Below are 13,119 nucleotides of genomic sequence, written 5' to 3' on the forward strand. Positions count from 1 at the left end.
GGTAACCAAGGCCATCAGGCAGTGAGTCGAGTGTCAGGCCGACTGCTGGACTTGCATCTCGCTGGCGGGGGCTTCTGGCAAAAAATCACCAATGTTCTCCCCGATTACCTTTCCGACGATCTGCAACATGGCAGGCAGGTTAATGTCATCGAACATCAGAACGCCGCCATTGGAAACCGCTGTCCAGTTGCTACCATTCTGGCGTGAGACTGCTGCGAGGCATGGCTTCATGATGGCTTCTACGCTCTCTTCCGGCATATCTGCCAGCACACCTGCTACCTTTGGCAAGGCCGCAGTAATGGCCTTGGTGATTTTCTCTGAGTCTCCGGCCGCATCACGAATGGAGGACAGATCAGAGGTCATGCCGGCCAGAACCGGCAACAACTTACGGGCAATGCGAAACTGTGCAAACACGTCCAGTTTTGCAGTGCGGTACTGCTGGCCATTAATTTCAAACTGCATCATCTACCCCTTAAAATGTTCCCAGAACTTCATCGATTTTGCCGCAGTCGAATACCCACTCCACGGTCCCGCCTTCTTTGGCGTTGACGTGATCTGGCTGCTTCTGGAACGCTACGGTGCGGGCAGTGGTGATGTCGCCGGACTCATGGTTACGGATAACAATGATGTTATTCCCCCACGATGCGGATGACAGGCTCTGCTCGTTGTAGGCCAGTGAAAGTTGCTTATTTTTAGGGGACGTTTTGAGAATCCGGACGGTAATGGTTCCACTTTTGCCAGCATGCAGAGAGTGCATAACCTCACCGTCAGCGCCGACGGTCATGGTGTTCTTGCTCTCTGACATGGTGACGGTGATGCCCTCTTCGGAGTTACCAGAGCCATAGCCCAGGTCGATACTCCCTGACGTGCCGGTAAGCGATGCCGACACATCCATAAAACTATAAGTTGCCATTGTTCACCCCTTAACGAACAACATTAATCTGCACATCGGCAAAGTGGACAGCGCCTGCCAACTTGATGGCGCATTGGATGGTTGGCGATTTACGCGCCTCACGGTCGGACTGGCTCTGAGACGTGAGTTTATTGGCATAGACGTAATAGCCCTTAGTCAGTGTGTCTCCGGATGACAACTCGCCGATATCGTCACCATTCCATACGCCCGGACCAACCAGTCCATTATCCGCAGCCTGTGCCAGCGACTGCTCAACATTGGTCACCAAGCGAGTGATACCGGCTTCAGTCTGGGGGATCTTCGTGGTTGACGTGTACAGCAGGTTAAACAGATTGGTCTGTACATAGTTTTGCAGCCAGTCCAAACCATGGCGCTCATCAAAGAAATCACCACTTGCCATGACACCCTGCTGAAGAATTGCGGTGTCGTTGTCGTAGTAGACATAAACGTTGCAATATTTCGCATCCAAGGCCGCAGCCTGAGAGGACGTCAGTGTTTCGTAGGTGATGCCAGGCTCAGTCTTGAACTTCAGGGTGATCGTGGTGTTTTCACCGGTGAAGTCCACAGTGAATGCACGACCGAACATCGAAACAGCCGCATATTTGCTGGAAGTTGAGTACTGCGAGAAAGTGCGCGTGTAACCCGCGGCTTTCAGCTTGTACGCAATATCATCTGTCGCAGAGGACGAAATGGCATCAGCAGCAGAAGTGGTCACACCAAAGGTGCGGCTAACTGTCGCTGCCTCGATTGCCGCAGCCACCGTCAGGACATCAGCATCAGCAATATCGTCACTGTCTGCCAGATGGATACCGTACCAACTGGTATATTCCAGTACCGCAGTGATAGCATCAGAGGCAGTTTCAACGCTGCCGGTTTCAGCGGTAGCCAGCGTTTTCGCCCAGCGCCCAACATAGACTTGAGTAGGCTTCGGAGACTGCGAAAAGAACACGGTGGCTGCGAGATATTCCGGGCTGGTCGAGCCGAAGTCAGTTGCGATATCGTCTGGGTCGGTATACAGACGGATACGTTCACTGACAGGAATAATGGTGGATGTACCGAGGATAAGTAACGAGCCAAAATTGCGACCCGTTGCTGCTTTCGCTGACATGCTGACGTCAACGGTCACAACATTTGAGACAGGCAAGCCCTGTGTCATAGTTAATCTCCAAAGAATTTGGTTTCTGCCGATTTGATTGAGCGGATCGCGTAATTGCGCGTAACTTTCCGGCGGACAGTGATGGCAACGTCATAGCGACGCACCCATTGGTTATTGATAAGCTCAGGGAAGTTGATGGCATCGCCGATCTGCTGAAGTGTCATTCCTGACGCTTTCAGTGTTTCATTGCTTTGCTCGACAGATGCACCGTCCCGAAAGGCAGTGGCCATCGACATGCCGGCAGGCCCATAGAAAGATGCGAGGCAGTCGATAGACTCATGACGAAAGAGATCGTCAGACTCAGAGTCAACCGCAGACATGGCAACCGAGTAATCCCCTCTGATGCCGGTAACCCCAAAGGCGCACCAGTCGGTCAGTGATGATAAAAGCGGGGCCTGCGTCTGCTGCCATCGGGCACGGACCATGCCGTCCGGGTAACCCGACACCCCTTTGAACCATCGGCTGAGCAGTCGGTCGAGGTCATCGCCATATACCGCATCGGTGCTCTGCTCTGTGAGGTAACCCGCTTGCGTTGAATCAGATGCCATTTGCAGCACCCCCATCAAACGGAAGCAGCTCACAGTGAGCCTGAACGAAGCCGGCGCCATACTCGGTGTAGTAGTCCACAAACGACACGCGATAATCACGGCCACGGTAGGTCACCACATCAGCATCGTTTGTGCTCGTACCCTCTGTGAGAATAAATCTGGTAATGACGAGGATAGCCCCTCGTACTACCTGGCCAGCTTCCATCCTGGCATTTTCCAGTGACTTATCGACGGTGACCACACCAGCAAACGGCAACTGACTTGTTGAGTTAGTCGTGAATCCATCTGCGTCTGTGGACTGTGCTGACCTGGAACAAACAAGCGAAGTATCGAGAAACTCCGGAGATAGCAGGACATCACTGACATCAAGAGTCGGCATCTTTATCCCTCACGATGTAGGTGATTGAGTCTCGGTATTTCCCGGTGTCAACCAGTGGCATGGCATTGGCATTGTTAGGCTCCCCTCCATTAGCCCTACTTTTCATCTCAGCAATCGCGCCTTTCCTACCCTTTCTGGCTCTTGCTGCAACAGTACTGTCTGCTAAGGGTGCAAACCCAGATTGGTCAATGACGCCCTTTACCGCATTGGCGGCTAGGAATCCCGCCTGATTCAGATCACGTGTCGCCGCACCTTCGTTACCGCTCAATGTTGCTTGTGCCGCAGATTTCAGCAGCGGGAGCGTTTCGGTCTGCGCACCGCGAACTCCAGGCACCAGATGTGGCCTTGCAGGTATATTCCTGGCCGGTGAGCCGTTTTCGTTGATGAATCCGATAGCAGCATTGCCGATATCATCCCCATCACGAACGTTCTCCGACTCAGGAATCCCCACAAGGACGTCTTTTTTACCGATAGCCTTGAGTGCTTTCAGGATGTCAGCGCTCTTATCAAGACGCGTGGTTAAGCCTGATTTCATAGCTGACGCCCTCCCGCACCGAACATGCCGATCAGTTGCCAGAACTCAGCACCATAGCGGGTGTAGTTCCAGAATCCTGCATCAGGATTAAGTGTCGTGCCGTTGTCATACGACACAGACACCTTATCCACTGACTTAGACGCCACAACACCACTGGTTGAACCTGTCGCACCACCTACCGCTGAAGCTGCTGAATCAGCCGCATAGAGCGTGAGGTAGTGCGCCACAAATAACTCCGCGAAATACGGGAATAGCTTCACGCCCGTTAATTTTTCAGATAACAGAGTGTCAGCCAGCGTAAGTCGGAAGTTTATTTGTGCGTCAGGGAACTTAGTGGTGTTAGAGAACTGCGGGAAGTCTGTTCGGAACTGGTCAGCATCAGGCAACGATGAATTGTTGCTCATGCCAGGCCACCTTAGATTCCATCCATGTAGGCCATGGTTTCTTTGTACACTGGCTCAACCGCACCCAGCTTCCCGTAGTAGGTAACCAGCTGATACAGGCCACGATACTGAATCGGAATTGAACGCAAAGGTACCATCGGGAAGCGGACATATTTTTTGTCGTTGGTGTACGCCATCATGCGATCGGCATTTTTAGAACCACGACCTTTAAGCCATTTCACTGGACGGATATTCAGTGGAACACCGTTGTTGTGATAAGCAATGGTGTTGGTGCTCAGGTAAGTCAACAGTGACTGGTTACCGGCGGTAGAAACGATGATAGACGCCAACAGTGCATACTGCTCAGGTGGCAACAGCAGATCGGTAGGAACTACAGAGTAAGCCGATGCCTTCCAGGCTGCAGTTAACAGCGTGTTGATGCTGTCGCGGATTTGATCTGGCGTTGATGTTGCCCAGGTCGCGGCAGCGCTTGCAGTGCTAACGCTGCTTTGGTTCAACAAGCCACTTACTTTCAGATCCGTGTCACCGATGTAAACTTGCTCATCGGTGTCCATGTTCCATTTCAGTTGCATACCTTCGTACTTCTGGCTGTCAATCGGGCGACCAACCTGTGCGGCGGCTGCCAGCTCAACAACGGTCCAACCAAGCTCTTGGCCCCATAACTGGAGCGGGAATCCCTGCTTAACCAGGTCGAGGTTAACACCAGAAATCGCAGTTGAGTCTTTGCCGATCCAGTTTTTACCAGACGCTTTACCGCCGGTACCGGATGCTGCGAAGTTGCTCAGGGTGAAGGATGAGATGTCATCTGCTATAGAGACATCTTCGCGCAACTGAATGTCACGGCTCCAGGTATAGGCTACCAGAGGCATATTTAGTTTCTGATCCAGGCGTTCAAGCTCGCCAATCAGGAACGCGCCAGTTGAATCGATAGTGGCGCGGTCATAGGTTTGTAATGGCATAAATCACTGCTCCTTAAATATTGTAAGCCACTTCAGCGTTGCCGTCGGCATCGCCAGCGCCGGTAAACACCGCGCTCGGAATCTGAATAACCGTGGCGGTAGCTGTGGTGGTCGTACCATCGGTGGTTGTGGTATCGGTCGTCGGTGCGGTAGCGGTGATGCTGCCGGTACTCAGGTCGAAATAGACCGAGGCGTTTTTGGTGATCGCCGTTGCATCGCCGCCAACGTTGACGTTGATGTAGCCACGCTTGAGGATGTCACCCTGCTGGTTGCCACCAGAGGTGACGTTGCGGGCGAAGTCAGAGGCATCAGTGGTCGGCCACGGACGAACCAAGAGACCAACGATGTCGCTGGCAGTGTCAGTCGATGCCAACGGCACGAAGTTGTCGCCGCTGTATTTACCCGGTAACCCGTAAGCCGAGAACACATTGGTTGCGTCCAGAATGGCAGGTTCAGTAGTCAGGTCCTGAGGGCGTGAAATAGCCCCGGCAATGCCCGCAGGCATCCGGTACAGATATGCTGTCATGTGTTTACCTTATTTTTTAGACCAGAAGTCGCGAGCGGTCTGGTTGAATGAAGCGGGGGTTGTTTCGCCAATCGACAATGCGTTGTCAGTAGTGCGACCACGGGTATTACGGGTTTTTGCCAGTTCGGAAACTGCGTTGAATGCCATGTTTACAGCTGACTTTGGCAGTTTGCTGATAGCGGAATCACCTACCACAGCACGAACCAGTTCCTTATCGGCTGCCTTTAACACATCCCGCTTGAATGCTGTTGGTTTGGATTTTTCCGGGATCTCATATCCAGGGACGATAATTTCAGCACGGGATGCACTGTCACCCGTTACCTGACCTTCTTTTTCATCATCTTCAGAATCACCGGTATTTTCAGCAGGATCGTCTTCTTCGCTGTCACCAGTTTTTGGGGTAAGCAACTCAATTAACCTGTCCAACTTTTCATGGATAGCCGCTGAGTCGTCATCACCAGTCAGGCCTTCCTGTTCAGGTTTCTGGGGTGGAAGGGAATAATTTGGCGGTGTCTCGCTGTCACCACTGGCCATTTCCGCCAGTTCTGCAATATCATCCGCGTCTCCGGTTTTCACTGCCCTGGCAAATAAGGCCAGAAATCCGCTTTTCTTTTTGGGTTGCATAGAGTCTTTATCTCCTATTGCGCAACGTGAACCAGCACGGCCTTTATCAACCAGTGCCACATGATTACCAGTGATCATCTTCTGCTTTGCTCTGCCCGGGCTAATCTGCTCATAGTCAGCATCATAGCCGCAGGAGACTTCCCGCAGCCCTTCATCAATGGCTTGTATCGCCTCAGCAGACTTGACCACAAGGTCTGCCAGCATAAGGTCTGAGTTAATCCCATCACCGCGCCGGACGTTCTGTAGGTGCCCCATAGAGAGATCACGCCAGTTTTCCGGGTTTATGAATAGGATGCCACCGTCAAGGCCGTGGGGATGGTCGATGGTGATGCTCATGCCCTCGAACGAGGCTAGTGTCTGTTCGCTGAATACTTCGTCCTCGTGCCGCTCAACCACAATGAGGCCGCCGGGTGATGGCTCGATATCTGGCAAGTCGTCGGCTGTGTAGGTCTGCTCCCCTGTCCGGGCGATGGGGACGTCTTTGCAAAGCAATCCACCATCAGCCATTTGGAAGCGTGTTTCACCCAGCTTGGTATTGAAGAAATATTTCATTCCACCACTATGACTTCTGTCTCCGGTTTTCCCTGATTTACCCTGATATCTGCGTGATATTTCCAGGAAGGACCTGGGATTATTGCTTAGGAATTTAATAAGTAAGTCACGGGCATCTTTATTGTCAGGAGCTTCTTTGAAGAGTGCCTTTACCTTTTCATTAAACAAGGCATCACTATCGTTTTTGGCGGGCTTATTTATCTCTTCACGCCAGGACCGATATGCAACACTCTGCCTTTCGTTCAGTTTTATCTTGTATTTACCGGAAAGTGGTGACTCAGGAATGTTAAGCTCAGCCACAGGAGTACTGGATATTTTCTTGCCAGCATTGGAAATATTCTCCCCGTTAAACTTTCCGCCCATTCCGGCCTGAACTACACCTTCTTTATTTATTAATACAGGAGAGCCACTACCGTTATTTGGATGTACGGTGATCCACCTGTCACCATCACTATCGATTGATCTCTTATCCACCGACCAATTGTTAAGTACATTTTTCATTGTTCACCTGTGAATTTCAGGCATAAAAAAGGCCGCCTAAGCAGCCTGTTGTGGATTTCTGAATACGACCTCTGGGTAGCATCGGCAGTTCGGGACGCAACCAGCATGACCGGTTAAGCCATCCAGTGTGGGCGGCCTATCCCACGCAACAAACTTACCTTCCATTTCTTTATGTGAGTGCCGTACGTCACTATCATGCGCTGTACGCCAGATATAACCTACTGACCCAACTGATAGTGCACGAGCCTGAGTTAGTGCACCATTCGCTCGCCCGATCTCCGTTCTGGCAATCAGCTTCGCCCGTGATTCTGCCACTTCGCCAGTGCGCATGATTTCTTTCTGCAGCACTGATGCCCGCTCACCATTTACCACCGCCTCAATGGCTCGGTTCTGGATGTCGTATACGCGGTCAGCGGCCTCGATAGGAAGTGACTTCATGTACTTCACCTGTTCATTAACGATTGAGCGCATGACGTCACCAATAGGCGTGTCATCAACAATATCTTTCAGTCCGTGGTGAATTTCCCTGCTCATCTGCCGCCACTGTTTATCATTTTCTCGCAGTACGCCGGAAGCAAATGTTTGGGCAATACGATTAGCCCAGCCGTCAATTATCTGACTGTACGCATCGAGGTTAGCCATGATTTCGGTAACGCTATCGTTGGAACCATCGTAGGTACCGTCTACGATACCGCCCACTGCCTGCGCTATCTTGCGTAGACTGGTTCTGTACCGGCTCTCCACGGGCGTGCTCCGGAGGGGTTTCTGCTTCCTGTCGGAAGTCCGGAGGCGGTTCGTTTTCCGCATCGTTGATATCCTCGTCGGTTATTGACGCGCCAATGCCGGTCAGGTCGGAAAGCTCACGCATATCAGTCATAGCGGCCTTCTTCGGCAGCAGGTCATTCTCATATGCTGAGTTGATCGCATTGATGAGGTTCACTGCCACCGTGGAGCGGTCAAGGTCTGACATCTGCCACAGTGGGTTGAACTCAAACGTGAAGTCATCATCAATAGGCTGACCCAGTTCAGATCGGCTGATAATGTCGATGATTCTGCGAAGGGGGTTACGTAAGCGGCGCTCCTGCTGGCTACCGATGCCGTCATAGTAATTCGCTAGATCGGCGTCACCAGTAGAGAATCCCTGTGGGGACTGGCCAAATAGCCGAACCAGCGGGATGCCGACAGCGCCGGATATCTGCTCAGAGAACTGACTGAGCAGTCCGTCAAGGCCACCGAATGAATACTGGTGCGTTTCAAATGTATCCTTGGCATCCATCAGGGTCATGCCCTCATTGGACTGGAACTGACGGATCATGTCGATGTGCTTTAGCAGGCCGTCATATGCAGGACCGCCAAGGGTAATAAGCTGACGTAGCCCTTCCACGCTGTACGTGCGTAGGTGAGCCTTGAAAATAAGCTGTGCCGCGCCCTGTGTAGAACTGTCGTAAGCCATCAAACGATCGAATATGCGCTCAATGACCGACATGCCCCACTCATTTTCGGTGATTTTCTGCTGGTATGGCAGTGTCACACCATCAAAACGAATCAGCCGACTGTGATGAATGTGCCACCCCTGCAGCCCGGTTCCGGTAGTCACCAGGTCGTAGAACTTCGGCATCGTGTAATGCGGGCCGAGCTCAGTGATACGTTCAGTCAGGTTTGGGTTAACCTGCCAGCGGTCAAGAGGCAATATCCCTTTAAATGCACCACGACCGATAGTCTCCGGCCGTAGTGGAGTTGAAGGGTCCTGCCCGTCAATCATGATATAGCCAACAGCCCCACCATAGAGCCGTGACCACTTGATGATATCGTTCAGTTTGTCCCAGATTTCCAGAGCATCGAACTGGCTCTCAATCACACCCCTGGCTTTCGGGTCAATCTCGGAAGTGATCCGGATGCCTTTGCGGGTCATATCGTCAGCAATACAATCGACTGCTGCGCCAATAATCCACGATGACCGGTAGCACCACTCGATTTCAAGCCGGTTGCGTGACGTGAAATTAGGGCGATACTCACCGGCTGCGCTTTGGTTCTGGGTCTGAATCCCGGTACGGGAGACAAAGTTGTTGTAGCCGTCAGCAGTTTTAGTCCCGCGGCGGTTTCTGTTTTTTCGTGACATATTCCCTCGCGGAATTGATTAAGACTGGCGACCGAGTGACATCCAGGTGCCTATTCCTCCGTCAGAGGTAATGTACCCGTCCAGGCCGTAGCGTATGGCATCCCAGCAGTGATTATGGGCGTCAGCAATTACCGGCAGAACGTCACCGGTTATGCGATCTGTTTTGTAGGAGTAAAGACGAGCTTCCTGTGCTGTATGCTTACAGCGTGGGTGAATAACGATTTTCTCGAATCCGCGCAGGTAGGTGATGCCATCTTCAACACAACCTTGCCACTTTGCTGCAGCAGCGATGTCAAACCCCTGCCGTGACAGGTAGCTGATTGTCTCGGGTCGTGCGGCATCTCCCTTGATAGGCCAACGTCTTACCTCGGGGACCGAATCATAGAACTGCGGCATTTCGTCAAGCTCGACTCCCACCCCGTAGCACTCATATTCGATGTACAGCCGGTTATCGAGCATGAACATGCGGATGAGCGTATTCGGGTCTTGGGCAAACCCGAAGTCAGCACCGAAGAATAGCCGATCTGCTTTCTGCCAAAGATCATCAGGAAATTCTTCGACAATATACTTGCCGGCAAGCACCTGTTTCTCAGAGTTTTCGAGGTAAGCACCTTCCCACACCCAGCAGTAGGACGCATAGTCCATATTGCGAAGGTCGCGCAGCCTCTCACTCTCAAGCACATCAGGGAACCACGGGTTATCTGTATAATTCATCTCAACGACAACTATTTCGTCATCATCGACTTTACGGAATCGCTTATCAGTTGCGCTTCCGTCCATTTCAGGGTTCCAAGTCACCCAAATTTCAGACCCTTCTTCACGAACGGTGGGTGACAGCTTGCGCCAGGCGATTTCACTAACAGACTCAGCTTCATCTACCCAGCAAAGTAGGATCCGGGCTTTTGATTTAATGCTGTCCAAGTTGTGACGCAGGCCAGCGAAAACATAGGTCACGCTCTTATCGATGGTACGGATGTACTTTTCACCGATATCGAAGTTAGCTGCCAGCCAAGGAACTGAGCGTATCGCCTGCTTCACTTCCTCCATACTCGACTCTTCCAGAGAGTTCATGAACTCACGGGCGCAGAGGATCACGCCTGACTCGCCGTTCATCATAGCCTGGTAGGCTTTAACAGCTGTCATTAGCGCAAATGTGCGAGTCTTGGCGCTACCACGCCCACCATGTGAGCAGCGGTAACGTTTATTTGTAGCGGTGAAGAGTGGAGCAAGTTTGGCTGGTATGGGTAGCTGTACGCTACTCATGCTTTGGCTCTACCGGCAGTAGCTGGATGACAGTTGGCTTCGGCGTCATGCTGCCGTCAGAAGATTTGTTGTCTACTTCGGCTTTATCACTGTACCCGTGATTAGCCAACATCAGTTTAGTTATCGTTGGATTGAAGTCGCCGACAAGACCTTTGTTGATGAGCTTATTTTCCTGCAGTGTCTTTATCGCCTCTAACGTGCCCGAAAACTCTTCATTTTCCTTGGCGTATTCCTGAGCAGTTGACCGGCTAATACCTAAATAGCAGGCCAGCCCGGCAACGCTTGGAACAACGTCCCCTACTGTTTCATAGCCGCCCATTAAGTAGTCTTTAGCCTTACTGATGCTTTCGGCCAGTTTACTCGGGCGACCTACTTTGTTTTTAGTCGCCATTATCTATTCCTTGTTGATTGCATTAAACAGCACCCGGACGGATGCTCTGTGATGCAGAGAGCCGTTGTAGAAGTGGCTCTCGGGTTGGTTAGGCAGCTACGAAACCGGAGTCACGTGGCGATTAGAGTCGATACCCATATTCCGGGTAACGGTAGCGCAGGTTTACGCTTTGCTTTTTAATCATGCACTTAGCACACATTTAGAACCTGCCTCAAAATTGAGGAGGGCGATACGGGAATCACCGTAACGGGGTTTTGCCTGCTAGGATTGGTTGTTTTTTGTTTTCGACGCTCTCAAGGATTCTTTCCTTTCTTTCAACGTCATTAACACCTCAATCAGCACATCGACATTCTCTACGCAGGCGACCCCATCGGCCACTCGACCACACGAGAAGTAATCTACTGCACTTTTAAGGTATCGCTGAGCCGTTACCAGTTGAGACTTTTCGTCTTTAGTCACGACCGTTTCCTTCCATAATCATCACCATATCTGGATTGCTAAGGCTCATGATGTGCTCATGCTCAATAGCCAATGCACGCTTTTCTTTCTTCCTGTCGTTCATCAAGCGACTTCCGATCGTACCCTTGAGCTTTGAGCGAGTCTCTTTGATAACTAATTTATGCTGAGCCTCTTCACCGATTGCGGCACGGCGGCGAAGCTGCTCCGACATCCAATTAAATGCTGCGATAAAGTTTTCTTTAATGGCTGACGCGGCATGACCAGTAAAACCCATGATTAGAAACATGCATCCATCGCGGGAGATATTCATCATCGGCTGAATGTCGCCATTTTTATCAATAAAATCAGTGGGCTCATAATTGAGCCGCTTAAATTCATCCGAGCATTTTAGGTTTCTAATCGCGAGCAATACGTTTTTGTGCTTCTTGCCAAAGTATTCTGCGACCCTCACTGATGTTGTCATCAGCTCGCCGCCAGACACGGTCACCATTTCACGGAAATCGAAAGCTGGTAAGACTGTGGGATTATTCATATCGGCATTTCCTTTTAGTGGTGAACCTTGTCACACAGGAAGACAGCCCTCAGAAGGCATCCGACAGCCAGCCGAATTCCTCAAGGGTCACCCTGAAAGGTTCTGAGTTTTTTGCGCGTGTGAAGCGCCAATAAAAAAGCCCACCGGTTAAAGTGGGCTTGGGGAGTGAAATTACTTGTCGGGTAATCACAATCGAGGCCACCGCAGTGATGGCCTCTGTTCTGATTACTTTTTCACGCTGACAGCTTTAGCGAAGTCGATAGCCAGCTCTTTGTATTCAGCGCCGAATCGTTCGGTTAGTTCTTTAACCACGTCATAGAACTGGCTGAGGTCACGTTCCACAGTTGCCACAACTCCAGTATCAGTTGACGCTGGTTCAGTGGTGGCTGGATGTACGGTATCTGCCACTTCTGGCTGAACTACGGCTGGCTGTTCTGCTACTGCGGTCTCGGTTACTAATTGGTCTGCCATTTTCTCTTTCTCTCGGTTAAAAAGGCTGATTAGCCAGGTGATGAATTTCATTTGATGATTTCCCTGATGTAAGCCTGCAGGCCGTTAATCTGGGCGGTGGCCTGGTTTAACTGGCTTCGGAGGGTGTAATAATCTTGTCGAGCGTCTGGACTGAGTTCGGCGCTGGTTGCATTAGTGCGGCTGGCGGTGCCGGAGGTTTTGGACACTCCGATTGGACAGACTGCTTTGATACGCAACCGGACAGCACCAGAGTCAACGCTGTTGCGCAGAAAACTGATTTCATCGTCTTTCGCCTTAATGGTTGTCTGGTACTGGGTGTCGATGTCAGAGACAGCCTTCTGTTGTGCCTGCATCGTAGTGATAGTGCTCTGCAATTGGGCGGAAAGCGCCTCAGATTGCGAGAGCGCCGCTTTCTCTGTCAGGTAGGCTGAGTGCCAGTGAATAGCGGTGAACCAGATGCCGCCGCATATGCACAGCAGGAACGCCAGAATAAACGCCAGATAACGAAGGCTCATTCGGTACCCCACATGCAGACTTCACGCTCAACCTGTCGGCGGTTCATCAGGCCAGTGGATTTAGTCCGTCCGATGTACACCCAGCGGGTGAGTGAATTACAGGCCTCGGCATAATGGCCGGCGTTGAGCTCACGCAGTAACGATGACCGAGAGAAGTTACCGGCCCCCACGTTAAACACGAAACTGGTCAGGGCCGCTTCCTGCATTTCATTCATCGGGACCTTTACCAGACGGGTGACCGACCGGTTGGCGGTAGCAATGTCCGCAGACAG

At 51.5% G+C, this 13,119-nt stretch carries 18 protein-coding genes; all 18 read right to left on the reverse strand.

The features are described from left to right. Positions 1–33: 33 nt before the first annotated feature. Positions 34–462 (reverse strand): phage tail assembly chaperone, encoded by a 429-nt coding sequence (locus JK211_RS07900; RefSeq protein ID WP_212708151.1) that lies wholly within the window; start codon positions 460–462, stop codon positions 34–36. 10 nt (positions 463–472) lie between these two features. Next, positions 473–913 (reverse strand): DUF3277 family protein, encoded by a 441-nt coding sequence (locus JK211_RS07905; protein ID WP_212708132.1) that lies wholly within the window; start codon positions 911–913, stop codon positions 473–475. Between the two features lie 10 nt (positions 914–923). After that, on the reverse strand, positions 924–2,069 hold the full coding sequence (locus JK211_RS07910) for a DUF3383 family protein (RefSeq protein WP_212708133.1): 1,146 nt from the start codon (positions 2,067–2,069) through the stop codon (positions 924–926). Between the two features lie 2 nt (positions 2,070–2,071). Continuing rightward, the gene (locus tag JK211_RS07915; RefSeq protein ID WP_212708152.1) at positions 2,072–2,632 is read right to left on the reverse strand and encodes a hypothetical protein; all 561 of its coding nucleotides are present in this window, start codon (positions 2,630–2,632) and stop codon (positions 2,072–2,074) included. Continuing rightward, positions 2,607–2,996 carry a head-tail adaptor gene (locus JK211_RS07920; RefSeq protein ID WP_212708134.1) on the reverse strand — a complete coding sequence of 130 codons (390 nt, stop codon included), beginning with the start codon at positions 2,994–2,996 and terminating at the stop codon, positions 2,607–2,609. The genes JK211_RS07915 and JK211_RS07920 overlap by 26 nt, the downstream gene beginning before the upstream one ends. Further along, positions 2,983–3,531 (reverse strand): hypothetical protein, encoded by a 549-nt coding sequence (locus tag JK211_RS07925; RefSeq protein ID WP_212708135.1) that lies wholly within the window; start codon positions 3,529–3,531, stop codon positions 2,983–2,985. The genes JK211_RS07920 and JK211_RS07925 overlap by 14 nt, the downstream gene beginning before the upstream one ends. Next, a complete protein-coding gene (locus JK211_RS07930) occupies positions 3,528–3,935 on the reverse strand; it encodes a DUF4054 domain-containing protein (RefSeq protein WP_212708136.1) in 408 nt (135 codons plus the stop codon). The genes JK211_RS07925 and JK211_RS07930 overlap by 4 nt, the downstream gene beginning before the upstream one ends. An 11-nt stretch (positions 3,936–3,946) precedes the next feature. Beyond that, positions 3,947–4,894, reverse strand: a complete 948-nt coding sequence (locus tag JK211_RS07935) for a DUF2184 domain-containing protein (protein ID WP_212708137.1) — start codon at positions 4,892–4,894, stop codon at positions 3,947–3,949. A gap of 13 nt (positions 4,895–4,907) precedes the next feature. Next, positions 4,908–5,420 (reverse strand): hypothetical protein, encoded by a 513-nt coding sequence (locus tag JK211_RS07940; RefSeq protein WP_212708138.1) that lies wholly within the window; start codon positions 5,418–5,420, stop codon positions 4,908–4,910. A 9-nt stretch (positions 5,421–5,429) separates the two neighbouring features. Next, positions 5,430–6,596 (reverse strand): DUF2213 domain-containing protein, encoded by a 1,167-nt coding sequence (locus JK211_RS07945; protein ID WP_212708153.1) that lies wholly within the window; start codon positions 6,594–6,596, stop codon positions 5,430–5,432. Positions 6,597–7,133: 537 nt separating this feature from the next. Then, the gene (locus JK211_RS07950; RefSeq protein ID WP_212708139.1) at positions 7,134–7,796 is read right to left on the reverse strand and encodes a phage minor head protein; all 663 of its coding nucleotides are present in this window, start codon (positions 7,794–7,796) and stop codon (positions 7,134–7,136) included. Beyond that, complete coding sequence (locus tag JK211_RS07955; protein ID WP_212708140.1) at positions 7,753–9,216, reverse strand: DUF1073 domain-containing protein; 1,464 nt, start codon at positions 9,214–9,216, stop codon at positions 7,753–7,755. Before JK211_RS07955 ends, JK211_RS07950 begins: the two co-directional genes overlap by 44 nt. A gap of 18 nt (positions 9,217–9,234) precedes the next feature. Continuing rightward, positions 9,235–10,479, reverse strand: coding sequence for a PBSX family phage terminase large subunit (locus JK211_RS07960; RefSeq protein WP_212708141.1), 1,245 nt, complete (start codon positions 10,477–10,479; stop codon positions 9,235–9,237). Beyond that, positions 10,472–10,870 (reverse strand): DNA-packaging protein, encoded by a 399-nt coding sequence (locus JK211_RS07965; RefSeq protein WP_212708142.1) that lies wholly within the window; start codon positions 10,868–10,870, stop codon positions 10,472–10,474. Before JK211_RS07965 ends, JK211_RS07960 begins: the two co-directional genes overlap by 8 nt. A gap of 451 nt (positions 10,871–11,321) precedes the next feature. Then, on the reverse strand, positions 11,322–11,861 hold the full coding sequence (locus JK211_RS07970) for a Rha family transcriptional regulator (protein WP_212708143.1): 540 nt from the start codon (positions 11,859–11,861) through the stop codon (positions 11,322–11,324). Between the two features lie 225 nt (positions 11,862–12,086). After that, positions 12,087–12,383: a hypothetical protein gene (locus JK211_RS07975; RefSeq protein WP_212708144.1), complete on the reverse strand. Its 297-nt coding sequence runs from the start codon at positions 12,381–12,383 to the stop codon at positions 12,087–12,089. Further along, positions 12,380–12,847, reverse strand: coding sequence for a lysis protein (locus tag JK211_RS17055; RefSeq protein WP_371734593.1), 468 nt, complete (start codon positions 12,845–12,847; stop codon positions 12,380–12,382). The genes JK211_RS07975 and JK211_RS17055 overlap by 4 nt, the downstream gene beginning before the upstream one ends. After that, on the reverse strand, positions 12,844–13,119 hold a 276-nt coding region (locus JK211_RS07985; protein WP_212708146.1), incomplete at its 5' end, for a lysozyme. The genes JK211_RS07985 and JK211_RS17055, both read right to left, overlap by 4 nt.

Source organism: Tatumella sp. JGM130, assembly GCF_018257525.1.
Classification (GTDB): domain Bacteria; phylum Pseudomonadota; class Gammaproteobacteria; order Enterobacterales; family Enterobacteriaceae; genus Tatumella; species Tatumella punctata.